This window comes from Paenochrobactrum sp. BZR 201-1 (assembly GCF_044987585.2).
In the GTDB taxonomy this organism is placed as follows: Bacteria; Pseudomonadota; Alphaproteobacteria; order Rhizobiales; family Rhizobiaceae; genus Paenochrobactrum; species Paenochrobactrum pullorum.
Genome location: NZ_JBJDRZ020000001.1, coordinates 102,944 through 124,425 on the forward strand (window position 1 = coordinate 102,944; position 21,482 = coordinate 124,425).

At 50.4% G+C, this 21,482-nt stretch carries 16 protein-coding genes and 1 pseudogene; 6 read left to right on the forward strand and 11 right to left on the reverse strand.

The features are described 5' to 3' along the window. Positions 1–6: 6 nt before the first annotated feature. The 10 genes from lpdA to ACI0FR_RS00675 form a co-directional block, all read right to left on the reverse strand. On the reverse strand, positions 7–1,413 hold the full coding sequence (gene lpdA, locus ACI0FR_RS00630) for a dihydrolipoyl dehydrogenase (RefSeq protein WP_374828796.1): 1,407 nt from the start codon (positions 1,411–1,413) through the stop codon (positions 7–9). A gap of 118 nt (positions 1,414–1,531) precedes the next feature. After that, on the reverse strand, positions 1,532–2,038 hold the full coding sequence (locus ACI0FR_RS00635; protein ID WP_374830382.1) for a hypothetical protein: 507 nt from the start codon (positions 2,036–2,038) through the stop codon (positions 1,532–1,534). 114 nt (positions 2,039–2,152) lie between these two features. After that, entirely contained in the window at positions 2,153–2,812 is a 660-nt protein-coding gene (locus tag ACI0FR_RS00640) for a LysE family translocator (protein ID WP_374828797.1), read from the reverse strand. 81 nt (positions 2,813–2,893) lie between these two features. Next, a complete protein-coding gene (gene odhB, locus ACI0FR_RS00645; RefSeq protein WP_374828798.1) occupies positions 2,894–4,120 on the reverse strand; it encodes a 2-oxoglutarate dehydrogenase complex dihydrolipoyllysine-residue succinyltransferase in 1,227 nt (408 codons plus the stop codon). Positions 4,121–4,177: 57 nt separating this feature from the next. Next, complete coding sequence (locus ACI0FR_RS00650) at positions 4,178–7,168, reverse strand: 2-oxoglutarate dehydrogenase E1 component (RefSeq protein ID WP_374828799.1); 2,991 nt, start codon at positions 7,166–7,168, stop codon at positions 4,178–4,180. 270 nt (positions 7,169–7,438) lie between these two features. Then, a complete protein-coding gene (sucD, locus tag ACI0FR_RS00655; RefSeq protein ID WP_404906818.1) occupies positions 7,439–8,341 on the reverse strand; it encodes a succinate--CoA ligase subunit alpha in 903 nt (300 codons plus the stop codon). 3 nt (positions 8,342–8,344) lie between these two features. Further along, a complete protein-coding gene (sucC, locus tag ACI0FR_RS00660; protein ID WP_374828801.1) occupies positions 8,345–9,541 on the reverse strand; it encodes an ADP-forming succinate--CoA ligase subunit beta in 1,197 nt (398 codons plus the stop codon). 99 nt (positions 9,542–9,640) lie between these two features. After that, complete coding sequence (gene mdh / locus ACI0FR_RS00665; protein ID WP_404906817.1) at positions 9,641–10,603, reverse strand: malate dehydrogenase; 963 nt, start codon at positions 10,601–10,603, stop codon at positions 9,641–9,643. Positions 10,604–11,453: 850 nt separating this feature from the next. Continuing rightward, positions 11,454–12,611: a cell division protein ZapE gene (zapE, locus tag ACI0FR_RS00670; protein WP_404906816.1), complete on the reverse strand. Its 1,158-nt coding sequence runs from the start codon at positions 12,609–12,611 to the stop codon at positions 11,454–11,456. Between the two features lie 103 nt (positions 12,612–12,714). Further along, positions 12,715–13,266 (reverse strand): protease inhibitor Inh/omp19 family protein, encoded by a 552-nt coding sequence (locus ACI0FR_RS00675; protein ID WP_374828803.1) that lies wholly within the window; start codon positions 13,264–13,266, stop codon positions 12,715–12,717. Between the two features lie 328 nt (positions 13,267–13,594). Between ACI0FR_RS00675 and dapF the strand changes: the two genes are divergently transcribed. The 6 genes from dapF to ACI0FR_RS00705 all read left to right on the forward strand — a co-directional run bounded on the left by dapF (position 13,595) and on the right by ACI0FR_RS00705 (position 19,205). Further along, positions 13,595–14,527, forward strand: a complete 933-nt coding sequence (gene dapF / locus ACI0FR_RS00680) for a diaminopimelate epimerase (protein ID WP_404906815.1) — start codon at positions 13,595–13,597, stop codon at positions 14,525–14,527. Continuing rightward, entirely contained in the window at positions 14,527–15,825 is a 1,299-nt protein-coding gene (gene mtaB / locus ACI0FR_RS00685; protein WP_404906814.1) for a tRNA (N(6)-L-threonylcarbamoyladenosine(37)-C(2))-methylthiotransferase MtaB, read from the forward strand. Before dapF ends, mtaB begins: the two co-directional genes overlap by 1 nt. A 61-nt stretch (positions 15,826–15,886) precedes the next feature. Further along, positions 15,887–17,200 (forward strand): signal recognition particle-docking protein FtsY, encoded by a 1,314-nt coding sequence (ftsY, locus tag ACI0FR_RS00690; protein ID WP_404906813.1) that lies wholly within the window; start codon positions 15,887–15,889, stop codon positions 17,198–17,200. Continuing rightward, positions 17,197–17,853, forward strand: a complete 657-nt coding sequence (locus ACI0FR_RS00695; RefSeq protein ID WP_404906812.1) for a septation protein A — start codon at positions 17,197–17,199, stop codon at positions 17,851–17,853. The genes ftsY and ACI0FR_RS00695 overlap by 4 nt, the downstream gene beginning before the upstream one ends. An 85-nt stretch (positions 17,854–17,938) precedes the next feature. Beyond that, on the forward strand, positions 17,939–18,709 hold the full coding sequence (gene gloB, locus ACI0FR_RS00700; RefSeq protein ID WP_404906811.1) for a hydroxyacylglutathione hydrolase: 771 nt from the start codon (positions 17,939–17,941) through the stop codon (positions 18,707–18,709). Positions 18,710–18,719: 10 nt separating this feature from the next. Continuing rightward, positions 18,720–19,205 (forward strand): hypothetical protein, encoded by a 486-nt coding sequence (locus ACI0FR_RS00705; protein ID WP_404906810.1) that lies wholly within the window; start codon positions 18,720–18,722, stop codon positions 19,203–19,205. 69 nt (positions 19,206–19,274) lie between these two features. Here ACI0FR_RS00705 and ACI0FR_RS00710 read toward each other — a convergent pair. Continuing rightward, positions 19,275–21,446: pseudogene (locus ACI0FR_RS00710) on the reverse strand (heavy metal translocating P-type ATPase); the annotation flags it as partial. Between the last annotated feature and the right edge of the window lie 36 nt (positions 21,447–21,482).

The window sequence follows — 21,482 nt, forward strand, 5'->3', positions numbered from 1 at the left end:
TGCAAATTACATATGGATCGGCTTGCCGAAGGTCGCCATTGCAGATTCACGCACTGCTTCCGACATGGTTGGATGTGCATGGCAGGTACGTGCGAGATCTTCCGACGAGCCGCCAAATTCCATCAACACAGCCAGTTCATGGATCATTTCACCGGCATTGTAACCAAGGATATGCGCGCCCAGAACTTTGTCAGTAGCTTTATCAGCAAGGATTTTTACAAAACCATCGGTATGCTGCATTGCACGTGCACGGCCATTAGCGGTGAACGGGAATTTGCCGACTTTATATTCGATGCCGGCAGCTTTCAATTCTTCTTCGGTTTTACCAACAGAAGCGACTTCCGGCTGGGTGTAAACAACGCCCGGAATGACATCGTAATTAACGTGTCCAGCCTGACCGGCGATCAATTCAGCAACGGCCACACCTTCGTCTTCAGCCTTATGCGCCAGCATCGGGCCTTTCACCACGTCACCGATGGCATATATACCGGCAACATTGGTCTGCCAATGATCGTTGATCGCAACGCGGCCACGTTCATCAAGCGCCACACCTGCCTCTTGAAGACCCAAACCATCGGTGTAAGGACGACGACCGGTTGCAACCAGCACCACATCAGCTTCGAGCACTTGCTCCTCGCCGCCTTTAACCGGCGAATAGGTCACTTTCGCGCCCTTACCGGCTTTTTCAACACCGGTTACTTTCGCACCCAGCTTGAAAACAAGACCCTGCTTTTCCATCATGCGCTGGAAATGTTTGGACACATCACCGTCCATCGCACCCAAGACCTTGTCGAGATATTCAACAACGGTGACCTTGGTGCCAAGACGTGACCAGACAGAACCCAGTTCCAGACCGATCACACCGCCGCCCACGACGATCATGCTTTCCGGTACTTTTTCGAAAGCAAGAGCACCGGTTGAGGAAACAATGATCTTTTCATCAAAAGCAACATCAACACCCGGAATACCGGCAACATCGGAGCCGGTTGCGATGATGATGTTTTTGGTGGTCAGTTCTTCAACTTTACCATCTTCGGATGTAACTGAAACTTTGCCCTGAGCAACCACTTTACCGGTACCGGTGAAGGCAGTGATTTTGTTTTTCTTAAACAGAAACTCAACGCCGGTAACGTTTGCTTTGACAGTATTGTCTTTATGCGCCAGCATTTTTTCCAAATTCAGCTTTGGCTTGCTGACTTCAACGCCGAGCGTATCAAAAGAATGACCGGCTTCTTCATAAACTTCAGAGGCATGCAGAAGTGCCTTTGAAGGAATGCAGCCAACATTGAGGCAGGTGCCGCCATATGTCTTACGCTTTTCAATAACCGCTACTTTAAGGCCTAACTGCGCGGCTTTAATAGCTGCAACATAACCGCCCGGTCCGGTTCCGATGACGACGACATCGTAAGACATTCAATAATCCTCTTTATTTTCAACGCGAGCAAAACTGCTCTTTGATTGTTGGTAACTCACGTTTTCGATAACAATGAGCTATTGCTATTCACACCTGCCTTGTCAGGCAGTTTTAAACTTATTCTTCTTCCTGTGTGCAGGTTTTGAAGCGGAACGCTTCCCATGTCAGCGGTTGCTTTGGTTTGGCCGCGCCAAAATCATAAACATCCAGTGCACCAAGCAAATCCGGAAACAGCACTGTCTGGGCAGCTGGTTCTTCAGCCTTTGGCAACGGCTCGGCTTCGGCTGTTTCTTTCAAGGCATAAACAACGCCCTGCCAAATGCTGCAATCGTCCAGATCTTCAGATGATGCACCCGCACCGCCGCAATTATACATAATCATTGCCAGCGGACGCTTGACCGTTTCTTCCGGCCAAACCACTAAACCGGTCAGTTTGAAATCCGGATTTTCATTGGAGACAATTATAAATTCATTGGTCGGAGCCGGACTAAAATTTAGATCATTCGGCTCTTCCGGACGAAAAGTCAGGGTGTAATTATCATCGCGATCCGTATAGACCGCGCGATTTTGCATACAGGCAGCAAAGGCGCTTGTAGGAGCCGCCACAATGCCTGCCAATAACATCACAGAAGCAGTTTTAAAAATCCTGCGATAACAGCTCATATGTTTTCTCCTCGGGTTACCCGTCATTCATGCAAATCCCCGCTATTCATACAAATCATCGAAAATTACATGCTTTTACATATGGGCCTTTTCTGTGGCCAGTTTCAGTCCGAGCGCGATAAAAACCACACCGCTTGCCCGATCAATCATTTTACCCATCCGCGCAAATGCAGCCTGCATATGCGGCGTTGTCATGAACAATGACACACAAACAAACCAGCTAATCAGGCAGATGGCCATCAGCACCCCATAGCCAAGCTTGATCTCTGTCGGCGTGCCAACGCTGACCACAGTTGAAAAGATCGAAAGGAAGAAAAACACAGCCTTCGGATTAAGCGCATTAGCTGCAAAACCAAGGCTGAAAGCCTTCATAAAACCCTGCTGTTTTACTGAGATTTTTGATGCATTTTGCGCATTCCCCTCAGGGCTGATTTGTACAAAACCACCTGATGAACGCAAAGCCTTGATGCCGATATAGACCAGATAAGCTACACCGCACCATTTCACCAGATTAAACAGATAGATTGATTTGGAGATAATAAGACCGAGCCCCAGCACGGTATAGCTCACATGCATCATCAACGCAGCACCAATGCCAAAACTGGTGATAATCGCTTGTTTGCGGCCATGCACCATGGCTTGTCGCATCACCATAGCCAAATCAGCGCCGGGCGAGATCACTGCAAAAGCAAAAATCGCCATCAATGATGCCAGTTCGATCAGGTATGCGTACATGGTTCTGACCCGATAAAGTGCGACGAAACAAACATTCAAGAAAATGAGCGGCGGCTATGATAGCCACCGCTCTTATAAAGATTAAAGATCGAGAACCAGACGTTCCGGATCTTCCAGGCTATCCTTGACGCGAACGAGGAAAGTCACGGCTTCCTTGCCGTCAACGATACGGTGGTCATAAGACAGCGCCAGATACATCATCGGACGGATAACGATCTGACCGCCGACAACAACCGGACGTTCTTGAATCTTGTGCATGCCGAGGATACCCGACTGCGGTGCATTAAGGATCGGCGACGACATCAGCGAGCCATAAACACCACCATTGGTGATGGTGAATGTGCCGCCCTGCATGTCAGCCACAGAAAGCGAACCATCACGGGCAGATTTGGCCAAACGTCCCAGTTCTTTTTCAACGCCTGCAATCGACAGCTGGTCAGCATCGCGGATAACCGGAACGACCAGACCTTTGTCGGTACCAACAGCCATCCCCACATGAGCGAAGTTCTTGTAGATGATGTCGTTGCCGTCGATCTCAGCGTTAACAGCCGGAATTTCTTTCAAAGCATGCGTTACAGCTTTGGTGAAGAAGCCCATAAAGCCGAGCTTCACGCCGTGTTTCTTCTCAAAGATATCCTTGTAACGCTTGCGCAGATCCATAACCGCAGACATATCCACTTCGTTGTAAGTGGTGAGCATGGCGGCCGTGTTTTGCGCGTCTTTCAAACGACGTGCAATGGTCTGGCGCAGGCGGGTCATTTTCACGCGTTCTTCGCGCGCTTCATCACCGGCAGGTGAAGCTGCACGTGCAACAGCAGGCGCAGCAACAGGTGCAGCAGCAATGCCCTTGGCGACGGCATCAAGCACATCACCTTTCAGCACCTGACCACGCTTGCCGGAACCGGCAACCTGATCAGCGGCAAGGCCGCTTTCAGCCAAAAGCTTGGCAGCAGATGGTGCTGGAGCCATTGCCGGGCCAGAGGATGCAAGGCCGGTTGACGCTGCAACAGGTGCAGCGGCAGTGGCAGGTGCGCTAGCTGCTGGTTTTGGTGCGGCTGCAACAGCTGCACCATCAGTGGAAATCTGGCCGAGAAGAGCGTTTACTTCAACAGTATCGCCTTCCTGTGCGGTGATTTCTGCCAGAACGCCGGCAACAGCAGCTGGAACTTCAATCGTAACTTTATCGGTTTCCAGTTCGACAAGCGGTTCATCGAGAGCGACAGCTTCGCCGACTTTTTTGAACCATTTGCCAATGGTTGCCTCAGAGACGGATTCCCCAAGTGTAGGAACGCGGATTTCGGTGGCCATGGTTTTATCTTCCGTTGATCTCAAGTCTGAAAATTCTGATGAAAGGCGTCCGGCTCATTAAGAGCCGAGCGCATCTTCAAGGAATGCTGCAAGCTGTTCCAGATGTCTGGACATCAAGCCTGTTGCAGGTGATGCCGCAGCCGGACGGCCTGTATAACGGGCGCGCGGATATTTTGCATCAATATGCGCAAGTACCCATTCCAGATAAGGCTCGATGAACGACCAGGCGCCCATGTTCTTCGGCTCTTCCTGACACCAGACGATTTCCGCACCGCGGAAACGCGACAGTTCATTAATGAGCGCTTTTGCCGGGAACGGATAGAGCTGCTCGACGCGCAACAGATAGATGTCGTCGATACCTCGTCTTTCACGCTCTTCATAAAGATCATAATAGACCTTACCGGAGCAAAGAACCACACGACGGATTTTCGCATCTTTCTGTAGCTTGATCGGCTGGTCTTTCAGATATTGCGCATCATCCCACAACAAACGGTGGAAGGATGAATCACCTGAAAGTTCATTCAAGGTCGAAATGGCACGTTTGTGACGCAGCAATGACTTTGGTGTCATCATGATCAAAGGCTTGCGGAAATCACGCTTCATCTGACGGCGCAGAATATGGAAGTAGTTGGCCGGTGTGGTGACATTGGCCACTTGCATATTATCTTCGGCACAAAGCTGGAGATAGCGCTCAAGACGGGCGGATGAATGCTCAGGCCCCTGACCTTCATAGCCATGCGGCAGAAGGCAAACCAGACCGGACATACGCAACCACTTACGCTCACCTGACGAGATGAACTGGTCAAACACCACCTGCGCACCGTTTGCAAAGTCACCAAACTGGGCTTCCCAAAGGGTCAAAGCGCGCGGATCAGACAGCGAATAACCATATTCGTAGCCAAGAACAGCTTCTTCCGAAAGCATCGAGTTGATGGCTTCGTAGATCGCTTGCCCTTTCTGAATATTATTCAGCGGAATGTAACGGTTCTGATTTTCCTGATCATAAAGAACAGTGTGGCGCTGCGAGAAAGTGCCGCGCTCCACATCCTGACCGGAAAGACGGATCGGATTACCTTCAGTTACCAATGTAGCAAAAGCGAGCGATTCTGCGGTTGCCCAGTCAATGCCCTCACCGCTTTCAATCATCTTGGCGCGGTTGTCGAGGAAACGCTGTACTGTGCGATGCACGTTGAAATCGCTTGGAACTTCAACCAGCTTCTTACCGATTTCTTTCAAAGCTTTCAGCGGCACGCCGGTTTTACCGCGGCGTTGCTCATCGGCATTATCTGCCGTGCGCAAGCCTGTCCATGCACCATCCAGCCAGTCAGCCTTGTTGGGCTTATAGCTCTGACCTGCTTCAAACTCTTTTTCCAGATTTTCGCGCCACTGCGCTTTCAACTGGTCGACTTCTTCCTGTGTCACCAGACCTTCAGCAATCAGCTTGTCGCTATAGAGCTGCAAAGTGGTCTTGTGGGCACGGATTTCCTGATACATCAAAGGCTGTGTGAACGCAGGCTCATCGCCTTCGTTGTGACCAAAGCGACGGTAGCAGAACATATCAACCACAACTGGCTTGTGGAATGTCATGCGGTATTCGATCGCAACTTTAGCTGCAAAAACAACAGCTTCCGGATCATCACCATTGACGTGGAAAATCGGCGCTTCGATCATCTTGGCCACATCGGATGGATATGGGGATGAACGGGAGAAGGCCGGATTGGTGGTGAAACCGATCTGGTTATTGATGATGAAGTGAACAGTACCGGCAACGCGGTGACCACGCAGACCGGACAACCCCAAGCACTCGGCCACAACACCCTGACCGGCGAAAGCCGCATCACCATGAAGAAGCAATGGCAGCACTTTGGCGCGTTCCGTCAACGGCACCAGATCATCACGGGTGCGGCCAACAAGCAAATCCTGCTTGGCGCGGGCTTTACCCATCACAACCGGATTGACGATTTCAAGGTGCGACGGATTGGCGGTCAGCGACAAATGCACTTCATTACCGTCAAATTCACGGTCTGATGATGCACCCAAATGGTATTTAACGTCACCTGAACCTTCCACATCATCAGGCGCGTATGAACCGCCCTTGAATTCGTGGAAAATAGCGCGATGCGGCTTGCCCATTACCTGTGAAAGCACGTTGAGACGGCCACGGTGAGCCATACCAAACACAATTTCTTTCAAGCCCATCGAGCCGCCGCGCTTGATGATTTGCTCAAGAGCAGGGATCAGCGATTCACCGCCATCCAGACCAAAACGCTTGGTGCCTTTATATTTAACGTCGATGAACTGCTCAAAGCCTTCGGCTTCAACCAGTTTCGACAAAATTGCTTTTTTACCTTCCGGGGTAAAAGCAAAACCTTTATCCGGCCCTTCAATACGTTCCTGAATCCAGGCTTTTTCAACCGGATTGGAAATATGCATGAATTCCACACCCATAGTCGAGCAATAGGTGCGCTTCAAAATAGCCAGCATTTCCGGAATAGTGGCATATTCCAGACCGAGCATATTATCGATAAAGATTTTTCGGTTGTAATCTGCCGGAGTGAAACCATAATTTTCAGGTTCCAGCTCGTTATAAGCATCCGGCTTTTCAGCAAGCCCAAGCGGATCCAGATTGGCATGCAAATGGCCACGCATACGATAAGCGCGGATCATCATGATTGCACGAACGGAATCACGCGCTGCCTGCGTGAGCTCTTCAGCAGTCAGTACTGCTTTCTCGCCTTTGTCCGACTTCGTTTTCAGTTTGTCTGTGACGTGTTTTTCAACATCCGACCAATTGCCGTCCAGCGCTGAAACCAATTCGCCGCTCTCAGCCAAAGGCCAATTCGGCTTTGTCCATGATGCGCCTTGCGCATTCTTGCGCACATCATCAGCATCATCATTCAGTTCTGAGAAGAAATCACGCCACTGCTGATCGACAGAGTTCGGATCATCCTGAAACTTAGCGTATAGTTCCTCAATATAGTCGGCATTGCCGCCGTAAAGGAACGAAGTGAGGGCGAAAACGTCGTTAGCCTGTTCTTGCCTTGCCATAACTTATCCGGAGGCCGAGCCCCGTCTCCTCTTAGCAGTTCATCTTCGCGCGGGTTGAAATCTTCTCCCCTCACGCGGTCAGGGCGGAACTGTGCGGCACCCCTGACATCAAGACTATATAAAACTTCAAAAATCAGGCCGATTTAAGGGCAGTTTCATATAGATATTCAAATAGTTAGTCCGAAACTGAGAAATCTCGCTTTATTGCGCAAATCCCGGCACCAGCTTAAAAGCCGGAACCGGGAAATATTTAACGAGAGCCGTTCATCCTCAGCCCTTCAGCACTTCAACGAGCGTCTTGCCAAGCTGTGCCGGTGATGGTGATACCCGGATACCCGCAGCTTCCATCGCAGCAATCTTGTCTTCCGCTCCGCCTTTACCGCCGGAGATGACGGCACCGGCGTGACCCATGGTGCGGCCTGGAGGTGCGGTGCGGCCTGCAATAAAGCCAACCATTGGCTTTTTACGGTCGCGCTTGGCTTCGTCAGCGATGAACTGTGCAGCTTCTTCTTCAGCCGAACCACCGATTTCACCGATCATGACGATCGACTTGGTTTCATCATCAGCCAAGAACATTTCCAGCATGTCGATGAATTCAGTACCCTTCACAGGGTCGCCGCCAATACCAACAGCAGTTGTCTGGCCGAGGCCTTCATTGGAGGTCTGGAACACGGCTTCATAAGTCAGTGTACCCGAACGCGACACAACGCCAACCGAACCTTTTTTGAAGATATTGCCCGGCATAATGCCGATTTTGCATTCTTCAGGGGTCAGGATGCCCGGGCAGTTAGGGCCGATGAGACGTGATTTTGAACGGATCAGACGATCCTTCACACGTACCATATCCATAACCGGAATACCTTCGGTGATGCAGACGATGAGGCCGATTTCAGCTTCAATGGCTTCGATAATAGCATCAGCGGCACCTGCCGGCGGAACGTAAATCACGGAAGCATCAGCTTGTGTACGCTCTTTGCCTTCTGCAACGCTCGCAAAAATCGGCAGAGTTTCGCCACCTGCACCAGTCCAGGTTTCACCACCCTTTTTCGGGTGAATACCGCCAACCATCTGGGTGCCGTAATAAGCCAGCGCCTGTTCGGTGTGGAATGTACCGGTTTTACCGGTCAGACCCTGTACGAGAACCTTGGTGTCCTTGTTGATCAGAATGGACATGCCTCAATTTCCCTTCACTGCTGCGACGATTTTCTGCGCCGCATCGTCGAGATCGTCAGCTGAAATAACATTCAGACCGCTCTCGTTGATGATTTTCTTACCCAGTTCCACATTGGTGCCTTCAAGACGAACAACGAGAGGAACTTTCAGACCAACTTCCTTAACAGCCGCAATCACGCCTTCTGCGATGATATCGCATTTCATGATGCCGCCGAAGATGTTGACCAGAATGCCTTCAACAGCCGGATCAGCTGTGATGATCTTGAAAGCTGCGGTTACTTTTTCTTTGGTAGCGCCGCCGCCAACATCGAGGAAGTTTGCAGGTTCTGCACCGTAAAGCTTAATGATATCCATGGTGGCCATTGCAAGGCCTGCACCATTGACCATGCAGCCGATGTTGCCATCAAGCGCTACATAAGCCAGATCATATTTCGATGCTTCGATTTCCTTGGCATCTTCTTCGCTTGTATCACGCAGTTCCAGAATATCTGCATGACGGAACAAAGCGTTGCCATCAAACGATACTTTGGCATCCAGCACGCGCATGCGGCCGTCTGTCATGACGATAAGCGGGTTGATTTCCAACAGGCTCATGTCTTTTTCAGTAAAGGCTTTGTAAAGAACAGGGAAGAGCTTCAGTGCATCTTCACGTGCTTCACCTTCAAGCTTCAGCGCATCAGCAAGCTTGTTTGCATCTTCTGCAGTCACACCATCTTCAGGTGCAATCGCAACATTGATGATTTTTTCAGGTGTTGCTTCTGCAACAGCTTCAATATCCATACCGCCTTCAGTGGAAACCACGAATGCAGGACGACCAACGGTGCGGTCAATCAGGATCGAGAGATACAATTCGCGCTCAATGTCTGCACCATCTTCGATGTACAAACGATTAACCTGCTTACCGGCAGGACCGGTCTGGGCGGTTACCAGTGTATTGCCGAGCATTTCTTTGGCATTGGCAACAACTTCTTCAACCGATTTGGCAAGGCGTACACCGCCCTTTGCATCGGGCCCAAGTTCTTTGAACTTGCCCTTACCGCGACCACCTGCGTGGATCTGGCTCTTGACCACATAAAGCGGACCAGGAAGCGTTTTTGCCCATTCTTCCGCCTGTTCAACGGAATAAACAGCCACACCATTGGCGATTGGCGCGCCGAACGAGTGCAGCAGACGCTTGGCCTGATATTCATGAATATTCATCTGGATGTCCTTTGCGGATTTCCCGATCCCTTGTTTTCAAGGATCGTTTCAGAAAAAGCTTAAAAATGGCCAGCGATACCACCGGCCATTTTCAGCAAATTACTTGAGTGCTGGCGCAATACCCTTACAAGCATCGCAAAGACCGGCAACGGAAGCGACCGACTTTTCGAACTCGGCTTTTTCAGCTTCGTTCATTTCGATCTCGATAACGCGCTCAACACCGTTGGCACCAATGATGGTCGGCACACCGACATACATATCGTTGACGCCATATTGACCGGTAAGCTGTGCTGCCACAGGCAGAACGCGCTTTTTGTCCTTCAGGTAGGATTCAGCCATCTGGATGGCAGAAGAAGCAGGCGCGTAGAATGCAGAACCGGTCTTCAGCAGACCAACGATTTCCGCACCGCCGTCACGGGTACGCTGAACGATCTGGTCCAGCTTTTCCTGGCTTGTCCAGCCCATCTTCACCAGATCCGGCAAAGGAATACCGGCAACAGTGGAGTAGCGGGTCAGCGGAACCATGGTGTCGCCGTGGCCGCCCAGCACGAATGCTGTGACGTCTTCAACGGAAACTTTGAATTCTTCGGAAAGGAAGTAGCGGAAACGTGCGCTATCCAGCACACCGGCCATACCTACAACCTTGTTGGCCGGCAGACCGGAGAATTTCTGCAATGCCCAAACCATCGCATCGAGCGGGTTGGTGATGCAGATAACAAAAGCGCCGGGTGCGTACTGCTTAATGCCGGCACCAACCTGCTCCATAACCTTCAGGTTGATACCCAAAAGATCATCGCGGCTCATGCCTGGCTTACGTGGTACACCTGCGGTCACGATTACAACATCAGCGCCTGCGATGTCCTTATAATCGTTGGTACCGGAATAATTCGCATCAAAACCATCAACAGGTGACGATTCTGCAATATCAAGCCCCTTACCCTGCGGGATACCTTCAGCAATATCGAACAATACGACATCACCGAGTTCTTTCAGGCCGGCCAAGTGAGCCAGCGTACCGCCGATCATACCAGAACCAATTAGGGCAATCTTGCTGCGTGCCATGTCAGTTTCTTCCTCAAGCTGTGATTCACAGAAACGCCGAAACATGCTCCGGCGACAGCCCGGAAATAGCTTTAGCGCTGATGCTCACTAAGCCCTTTCCGGGAATAACTCAACTAATAAATTTCACCTCAATGATTTCAATCGGTTAGATTTATTAGTTCTTACGTAAACGTCAAAATTTTGATTCTCCAAACAGCATTTTTCTGTGTCGGATTTCAAAATTTCCATCGAAGTGGTGCGGGAAAATTTCAGCAAAATTGTGACCTCCGGACATCTTTCCGGACGGGTTCAAAATCTGAAACAGACAGCTGTTTCATGCTGTTAGCAGATCTTCGAATTGCTCAGACCTCCCAAGTTCAAAATGGAATTTTTACGTGACATCCCACTCAAATTCCAATCAATCTGTGGCTTGCACCCTGACTGATGTTTCAACTCCCGTATAAAAACCGCAAAACTTCGATTTCCATACATCCAAACTTTAAAACGCTGCTTACAAACCTCCTGCAAGCACGCGCCCATGCCGGACAACGCTATACATCCGATAAAGCTGGAATAAATTCCAGCCCGACCAAAGCATTAAAGCAGCTTTATAAGACAAATATGAAACCGGCCTTTGTCTTTTAAAAACTACAGCACTATCAGTATAATAAAGCTGCCGCGCTCCAGCATCAGCCAAAGCGCTTAGGCTCAGTCATTCACGACATTGATAAAACATGCCAAAAAGACGGAAAAACCGGCTCTTGGGCAAATTTATTTTTCGTAGAATAGAGCAGTTAGCATAAAATCACAACCGGCGGGCACCCTGCTCCGCTCAACCTGCTTTTACAGTCATTCAGGCTGCAATTCTGGTCTATGCGAGCTCAACTGCTGCTAGATATTCCGCACTCTGCATTTCAAATAAACGTGATGCTGTCCGGTCAAATTCAAAAGCTTCCGTGCCGGAACGGGCAACATAAAGTTTCTCAGGCGCGGCATCAGCCGAGACAAACAATTTTGCGTGATGATCGTATAAAGTATCGATCAACAGAATGAAGCGCTTGGCTTCATTGCGCTTGGGCAAATCCAGCACCGGCACGTGATCGAGAAATATAGTCGGAAATTTACTGACAATGGCAATATAATCAGCAGCAGCCAATGGCTTGGCGCACAATTCATCAAAGGAAAACCGTGCAGCACCGTCAACACTGCGTGAAGCTACAATTTCACGCCCTTTGATGCGGATAATCGCCTGTTCTTCCTTTGCCCCGCCTTTTTGCGCTTCCCATGCTGCATCCATCTGCATGTCAGCATCGCTACTTAAGGGCGAGAGATAAACTGGCTGGAGATCGAGTTTTTCCAAACGATAATCGGTGCGTGAATCCAAATTGATCACCCGCACATATTGCTTCAGCAAAGAGATAAACGGCAAAAAGAGCTGCCGGTTCAAGCCATTACGATAAAGATTATCCGGTGCCACATTGGAAGTGGCAATCAGCACCACACCACGCTCGAAAAGGGCTGCAAACAAACGCGACAAAATCATCGCATCGGTAATATCGGTGACAGTAAATTCATCAAAACACAAAACCCATGCCTGTTCGCTTAGCGCACCAGCCACCGGCGGGATCGGGTCTTCGATTTTGGTAGTACCGTTTTTAAATGCCTGACGATGAGCATGAATACGATCATGCACATCCGCCATAAAATCATTAAAATGCGCACGACGTTTACGCTCGACCGGCAAAAGCTGAAAGAACATATCCATCAGCATGGTTTTGCCACGCCCGACTTCTCCATGGACATATAGCCCCTGAATAATGGCCTGCGTTTGTTTATTGCGCCCGAACAACCATCCAAGCGCACTCGATTTGCGTGATAATCGCTTATTGCAAATATTTATAATCAGCTGATCATAAAGATCGGTCAATTCAAGCTGGGCGGGATCCATATCCACATCACCGGCTTGAACCATTGCTTCATAGCGCTCGCGCACAGAAGGGAAAGCCTTCAAATTGCCATCAAAAGACATATCAAAACTAGTGCCCTATTTGTGCTATTTCAGGGAACGAATGAAAGCTCCCTGACATGACAACCTTTTGCTTTGTTTTCACACAGCCAATCGACAAGCGATATTAGCGTGAAAGGCTAAGAGGCTGACCACTGGAAGTCTGTCCATCAAAACGGCTTGAACCGCTTGAGTAAAGCGAGGCCACAGTGTCACCATTTGCATTATAAAGGTTGAGTTGCTTGCCGTTCACGGCCCATGAGGCCAGACTTGCCAGCTCACCCGGGCAACGCAGCGGACCGGCGCGATAGCCCTGCCCAAATTTGGTTTGTGGTGTCGCAATCTTACAGCTCTGACCACCGAGATTTGCATTCCATACACCGGCGACGCTGCCAGCGGTCAGTGTTGGTGCTGTTTCCGGCGGCAGGCTTGCAACCTGCTGGCCGCCTTCAGGCAGACCTGCATTCATATTGCCATCCATACCGGTGGTCGGGGCAGTCGGAAATTGATTCGGATCGGCAGGTGTCAAAGGTTGCTTTTGCACTGTTCCCGAAGGAGCAGGTCGCAATGGTGCTGCCGGATAGTTTGAATTCTGATTATCAAACCGGGAACTTTGACAACCGGCCATCAGGATGCCCGCTACTGCAACAGTGAGCAAACTAGCTTTTGAAATTCCCATACGGATCTCCATTGCGTCAGAGGAATGATATTCCACCTGCCATAATCTACAAGTTACTAATAAAATAGGCATAAGATAAAAATGCAACAGTGTTGATGGGTTTTTTAAGGCCGAAACCGGACTTAACGGTCAGATCGCTATTTTTGAAACCAACTGGGGCTTAACCGCCACAGTCCCGCAAGCTCAAAAAAGCAATTTTGTCGCCAAAAACGGTTTTTATCTCAGAATCAAGCTTGGCGATCCTGTCAAAGCCTATTCAAGACACTGGCAATTTCATGTCTTTTCCCCCATATAGAAGCCTGTTTTCATCATCAAACCGGAAATCTAAATGAACAAGATGGCGCCTTTTGCCAAAATGAATGGATTAGGCAATCAAATTATTGTTGCCGATATGCGCGGACGTGCCGATCGCATCACGCCTGCTGCTGCCGTTTATTTAGCGCAAGATCCCGCCACCCGATTTGATCAGATCATGGCGATCCATGATGCCCGCACAGCAAACACCGATCATTATATCGAGATCATCAATTGTGACGGCACCCAAGCACAAGCTTGCGGCAATGGCACACGCTGTGTGGTGCAGGCACTCCATGCGGAAAACCAACAGACAAAATTCACCTTCGAAACGCTTGCCGGTGTTTTAACCGCCCATATGCAGGACGACACTCAAATCAGTGTTGATATGGGTTGCCCGCGTTTTGGCTGGCAGGATTTGCCGTTGAGCCATGAGCTAGGCGACACAGCGCAAGCCGAAATTTTCAAAGATTTACGTGAAAAATACGGCCTGCAAATGCCCGCCCTTGCCTCAATCGGCAATCCACATATCATTTTCTGGGTGGATCATGATGTCTGGTCTTATCCGTTGGAAGAGTTTGGCACAATCATTGAAAATGACCCGTTGTTTCCGCAGCGCGTCAATGTTTCGATTGCAAAAGTCACATCAGAGCACGACATCATTTTACGCACATGGGAGCGCGGCGCCGGATTGACACGCGCTTGCGGCTCTGCGGCCTGTGCGGCGGCGGTATCTGCGGTCAGAACAAATAAAACAAAACGACATGTGACCATGCATTTGCCGGGCGGTGATTTAACCGTTGAATGGCCCGATGATAATCACATCATCATGACAGGGCCGGCTGAATGGGAATTCTCCGGCCTCTTTGATCCGCAAACCGGCCACTGGAGTAAGGATGAGCAGTCCTCTGCTGCCTCCTCACCCTCCGGCCGTTTTGGACAATTGACGAATAAAGGTACTGCGTAATGGCTGTAGAAATCGTAACTTTTGGCTGCCGTCTCAATACCTATGAATCCGAAGTGATGAAACGCGAAGCCGATGCAGCCGGTTTGGGTGAGCTGAAAGACGGCGCGATTATTTTCAACACTTGCGCGGTCACCTCCGAGGCTGTGCGCCAAGCTCGCCAAGCCATCCGCAAAGCCCGACGTGAAAATCCGGAAGCGCGTATTATCGTCACCGGCTGTGCTGCACAAACAGAGGCAGAAAACTTTGCCGCCATGGGCGAAGTGGATATGGTGCTCGGCAATGAAGAAAAGCTGAAATCCAATTCCTACCGTATGTTGCCGGATTTTGGCGTCAACCAGTTTGAAAAAGTACGTGTCAACGATATCATGGAAGTGCGCGAAACCGCTTCCCATATGGTTGATGCTATTGAAGGCCGCGCGCGTGCCTTTGTGCAGGTGCAAAATGGCTGTGACCATCGCTGCACCTTCTGCATCATTCCATATGGCCGCGGCAATTCCCGCTCGGTGCCGATGGGCGGCGTTATCGATCAGGTCAAGCGTCTCGTTGATAATGGCTATGCAGAAGTCGTGCTCACCGGCGTTGACATGACCTCCTATGGCCCTGACTTACCGGGCAATCTACGCCTTGGTAAACTGGTCAAAACCGTTCTTACCCAAGTGCCGGATTTGCAACGTCTTCGCCTGTCCTCCATTGATTCTATCGAAGCCGATGATGATCTGATGGACGCACTTGCCAATGAAAGCCGCCTGATGCCGCATCTGCATTTGTCGCTGCAATCGGGCGACGACATGATTTTAAAGCGCATGAAACGCCGCCATTTACGTGATGATTCTATCCAGTTTTGCGAAACAGTGCGCCAAATCCGCCCTGATATTGTGTTTGGAGCTGATATTATTGCCGGTTTCCCGACCGAAACTGAAGCCATGTTCCAAAACTCGATAAAGATCGTTGAAGATTGCGGTCTAACTCATCTGCACGTGTTTCCATATAGCCCGCGTGAAGGCACACCGGCAGCAAGAATGCCGCAAGTACGACGTGATATCGTCAAAGAACGCGCTGCGCGTTTGCGTGGGCAGGCAGATCGTGCTTATGCTGCACATTTGAAGGCTTTGAACGGCAGTGTGCAGAAATTGCTGATTGAACGGGAAAGCATCAACGGACAAGCTGGTATCGGTCGCACAGAAGGCTTTACCATGGCGGTATTTATGGCAGATGATGCTGAGAATGTGCCGGGTAAAATCATCGAGCGCCGCATTATCGGACATGATAAAGATAAGCTGCTGACAAACACCCTTTAAAGCCAGCACCCTTTAAAGAGTGTGAAACAGCAGCTTCAAGAGAACAAGAAAAAGACAGAACATGGCAATCGGCTTTATCAAAAAAATGTTTTCCTTCGGCAAGAAGGAGGCTGAACTTGTTGAAGAACAAGTCGATGATCGTGTTGTTACAGAAAATGCGGCAGCTGTTGAAGAACAAGCCCCTGCTCCTGCACCAAGTGAGGTTGAAGAAACCGTTGCCAAAGCTCCCTCTGTCACGCACGCGCCAGAACCACAGCCAGAGAAGATTGAGCCGGAAGCTAGCACTGAGACGATTATCTCTGAGGCAGAAGAACCTGTTGAGGAGCTGGATCCACAACCCGAACCTGCGCCAGTAGCACCGACACCGGACGCTCCAAAGCCGCTAAAAGTGCAGGTCAGCAAAGCTGTTGCCGTCAAGCAAGATGAGCCGGAACCAGTCGCTGCACCTGAAAAGAAACTCTCATGGTATGAACGTTTGCGCCAAGGTCTGGCACGCTCTTCCAGCAATTTAAGCGATTCGATCGGCGGCATTTTCACCAAGCGCAAACTTGATGAAGACACCTTGCAGGAGCTGGAAGATGTGTTGATCCAAGCCGATCTTGGCCTTGAAACAGCGATGCGCGTGACCGATGCCCTTTCTGCCAGCCGCTACGGCAAAGATGTCTCCACCGATGAAGTGCGCGCCATTATGAGCGCAGAAATCGAAAAAGTGCTGACACCTGTTGCCAAACCGCTGGAACTTGATCTGTCGCACAAGCCGCATGTTATTTTGGTTGTCGGCGTCAACGGCACCGGCAAGACAACGACAATCGGCAAATTGACGGCAAAACTCACCGCTGGCGGCTTGAAAGTCATGCTTGCCGCCGGTGACACCTTCCGTGCAGCAGCGATTGAACAGCTTCATATTTGGGGTGAGCGCACCGGTTCTCCGGTTGTTTCCTCCAAGCTTGGTGCCGATGCGGCAGGCCTTGCTTATGATGCATGGGAAAAAGCCAAAGAAGCCGGCAGTGACGTGTTGATTATCGACACAGCCGGCCGTTTGCAAAACAAAGCCGAGCTGATGGAAGAACTTGCCAAAGTGGTGCGTGTTCTTGGCAAGCATGACGAGCAAGCCCCGCATACCGTGTTGCAAACACTGGATGCCACCACAGGTCAAAACGCCCTTAATCAGGTAGAAATCTTCAAGAATATCGCAGGCGTTAACGGCCTTGTCATGACCAAGCTGGACGGCTCGGCGCGCGGCGGTATTCTGGTTTCAATTTCCGCCAAACATAAATTACCGGTTTATTTTATTGGGGTGGGTGAAGGTATCGATGACCTTGAACCATTTGCCGCCAAAGATTTTGCCAATGCAATTGCAGGAGTAGCGTCATGAACCAGCCTATTTTTGAGCGCGATCCTTCGCAAACAGCAGGCAAAGACAATAAAGATATCAATCCGCTGTTGAAACTCGCATTGGAAATCGGCCCGTTGCTGGTGTTTTTCTTCACCAATGCGCGTGGTGAAATGCTTCGGGAAAAATTCCCGATTTTAGCCTCCATCGGCGAACCGATTTTTATGGCAACGGCTTTGTTTATGGGCGCAACCATTATTGCTCTGGCCATTTCATGGGTGCTCACCCGCAGCCTGCCGGTGATGCCTTTGGTATCTGGTATTGTCGTGCTGGTTTTTGGCGCGCTCACACTTTACCTCCATAATGATACCTTCATCAAAATGAAGCCGACCATCGTCAATACCTTGTTTGGTGTCATTTTGCTTGGTGGTCTTGCCTTTGGAAAATCGCTGCTCGGCTATGTTTTTGCCTCCGCTTTCAAGCTGGATGCCGAAGGTTGGCGCAAACTGACGCTTCGCTGGGGTGTATTTTTCATCTTTTTAGCCGTGGTCAATGAAGTGGTGTGGCGCGGCTTTTCCACTGACACATGGGTATGGTTCAAAGTGTGGGGCATTATGCCAATCACGGTTTTATTCACCCTGTTCCAGATGCCGCTTATTCAAAAACACACAATTCCGGAAGAAGTGAAAAACTAATTTTTTCGCCACAGATTAGCCATTTCGGCTTGTCAGATTTCAGCGGTTCAGGTGAGCCGCTGAAAAACATTGAACGGAGATGGAAATGGGCGTCCTCGAAATCGAACAATTCATCTGCCGCAGCGATAATATCGGCGTGCTGATCCACGACCCGATCAATAATCTGACCGCTGCCATTGATGCGCCGGAAGAAACCCCGATACTGGCAGCGCTGCAACGTCGCGGCTGGAAGCTGGATTATATCTTCACCACCCATCACCACAATGATCACGTGGAAGCCAATTTTGCTTTAAAGCAAAAATTCGACCTGAAAATTTATGGTCCAAGCGCGGAAAGTGATAAAATCCCAGATATTGATGTGGCTTTAGATGGTAGTGACACATTTCGTTTCGGCCAGTTTGAAGTGCAGGTGCTCAGCACCCCCGGCCACACGAGGGGCGAAATTTCTTACTATATTCCCCAAGCCAAAGTCGCCTTTACCGGCGATACACTCTTTTCGCTTGGTTGCGGCCGTTTGCTGGAAGGAACACCAGCGCAAATGTTCCAATCTTTGAAAATTTTAAGCGCGCTTCCCGCCGATACTGCCATTTATTGCGGCCATGAATATAGCGCCAGCAATGCCCGTTTTGCACTGACTATTGATCCGCACAATAAAGCCTTGCAACAGCGTGCCGCAGAAATCACGCGCCTGCGTGCGGAAGATCAACTGACATTGCCAACAAGCATGGCGCAGGAACTGACAACCAATCCATTCTTGCGCGCATCAGACACTCAAATCCGCGCTCATCTTTCAATGATTAATGCCAGCGATGAACAAGTTTTTACCCGCATCCGTGCTTTAAAAGATCATTTTTAAGAGAAATCCCATGCTGAAAAAATCATTCTTGCTTCATGCTTTTACAGCCGTCATGCTTAGCTCTGCCAGCCTGTCATTTGTGCCTTTAACAGCACAGGCACAAAGCTTTTCCGAAGTTGCTCCGCCACCTATTCCGGCAGAGGTCAATGCGTTTAAACTGACACCGGAATTTTTAAGCAAAATGGAAGCGGTGCAGACAGCACTCAACGGGCTTGATTTATCGGCTATGGCTGAGCCGGACAGCGAAGAAGACCCAAGTATCGCCATGCTGATTAAAGGGGTTGAGGCCAAGCCGGAAATTATAGCGATCCTCAATCAAAATGAACTGTCGGCACATGATTACATTACCGGCTATTTTGCCTTGATGAGCGGTCTGGCCGGTGCCGAGGCCGAAGATGAAGAGCAAATGGTTGATGAGCTGAAAGGTATCAATCCGGAACATGTGGAATTTGCCAAGCTCTATCAGGAGCGTATCCTGCAATTATTGGGCGAATAAGTTTTGCGCCATAAAAAGCCGCCCTGAACAGAAAATTCAGGGCGGCTTTTTCATGCCCGCTTTTAATGTTTAACGGGCTCGCAACAGTCGCAACGCATTCATGGTTACCAAAACGGTTGCACCGGTATCAGCCAAAATGGCAGGCCAAAGGCCGGTAATTCCCATCACGGTTGTCACCAGAAACACCGCCTTCAACCCAAGAGCAATAGTGATATTCTGGAAGATATTACGCATGGTGCGCTTCGACAGATCCACCATCTCGGCCACATCCGACACACGGCCATGCAAGACGGCAGCGTCAGCGGTTTCCAGCGCCACATCGGTGCCGCCCCCCATAGCAATACCCACATCAGCGGTGGCAAGCGCTGGCGCGTCATTGATGCCGTCACCGACTTTCGCAATGATCAGCCCTTCTTTTTGCAAATCGGCAATGATCTTCTGCTTGTCTTCCGGCAGCAATTCTGCCCGCACTTCAATGCCGATATCGCGGCCAACCGCCTCTGCCGTGCGGCGGTTATCACCCGTCAGCATGATGGTGCGGATACCGGCAGCATTCAAGCGCTTCAGCCCCGCAAGCGCATCAGCACGCGGCTCATCACGCATGGCAATCGCACCAGCAATCTTACCATCAGCCACCAACACAGAGACAGTTTTACCGTCATCGTTTAAAACTGTAAGCTGTGCTGCAAACGCATCGCTCATCGTGGCCTGAGCCCGTGCTGCCTTGGCCGAGCCCAAGAACAATTCCATGCCCTGCGCCTGACCTGCCACGCCCTTGCCGCCAATCGCCTTGCCCTCGACCACATCCGGCCATGTCAGGCTGTGGGCTTCAGCAGCGCTGACGATAGCAATCGCCAGCGGATGGCTGGAGCCTGCATCAAGGGCGGCTGCTAAGCGAAGCACATCATCTTCAGACAATTCACCGGCCACCACATCGGTCACCTTAGGTTTTCCTTCGGTGAGTGTTCCGGTCTTGTCAAAAGCGGCAGCGGTGATTTTGCCGATGGTTTCCAGCACCGAGCCACCCTTCATCAATAGCCCACGCTTGGCGCCTGATGAAAGCGAGGCTGCGATGGCAGCCGGGGTTGAAATCACCAGTGCACACGGGCAACCGATCAGCAAAATTGCCAGACCTTTATAGACCCACTCATTCCAAATCCCGCCAAAAAACAATGGCGGAATGATTGCTACCAAAGCTGCAACAACCACAACACCGGGTGTATAATAAGTAGAGAAGCGGTTGATGAAACGCTCGGTTGGTGCCTTGGCATCCTGTGCCTCTTCCACCAGCTTCACCACACGCGCAATAGTGTTGTCAGCTGCCGCAGCGGTTACACGGACACGCAAAACGCCGTCACCATTAATCGTGCCGGCAAAGATATTTTCGCCCTCGCCTTTATTCACCGGCGTACTTTCACCGGTTACAGGGGCTTCATCAATGGCGCTTTCACCAGCGACAATTTCACCATCGGCGGGAATACGATCGCCCGGACGCACGACAATCATATTGCCTGGCTGCAACTGATCGGCAGGAACTTCAACCGTTGCAGAGCCCTGCTCCAGATAAGCAATTTTAGGCACCAGATCGCTCAAAGACTGAATGCTGGCGCGCGCCTTACCGGCTGCCACACCTTCCAGCAATTCACCCACCAGAAAGAGAAACACCACGGCTGCGGCTTCTTCTGCCGCACCAATAAAGATCGCGCCGACAGCGGCAATCGTCATCAGCATTTCAATGGAAAAGACAGTGCCATTTAATGCACCCATTACCGCACGACGGGCAATCGGCACCAACCCCAGCAGCATGGCAGCCAAAAACGCATAGAGTGCAACAGGCGGATAAAGAAGACCGATAATATAAGCCCCGACCAGACCACCACCACTGATAAACATCAGCTTGGCTTTGGCCGTTTGCCACCATTTTGGCGGTATTTTTTTGACCACCGCGACGACAGGTATTGTCGCGTGTAAATGGCCATGATCGTGATCGTGATCGTGATCGTGATCGTGACAATGTGGTTGTTTTTTTGTCTTGGCAAGAGGCGAATCGGTCAGAGCAATTTTATAGCCCAGACTTTGCACTTTTTTCATAATCTCGGCATCCAGATTGCCGTCTGTGCTGATGGTCATCGAACCATTGGTAACCGATACCGAAACTGCCTCAACGCCTTTAATGCGGCGCACGGCTGTTTCCACCTTACCAGCACAGGATCCGCAATCCATGCCCTCGATCTGAAAACGCTTTTCAGTAATGCCGCTTGTCTGTGGTGCATCGCG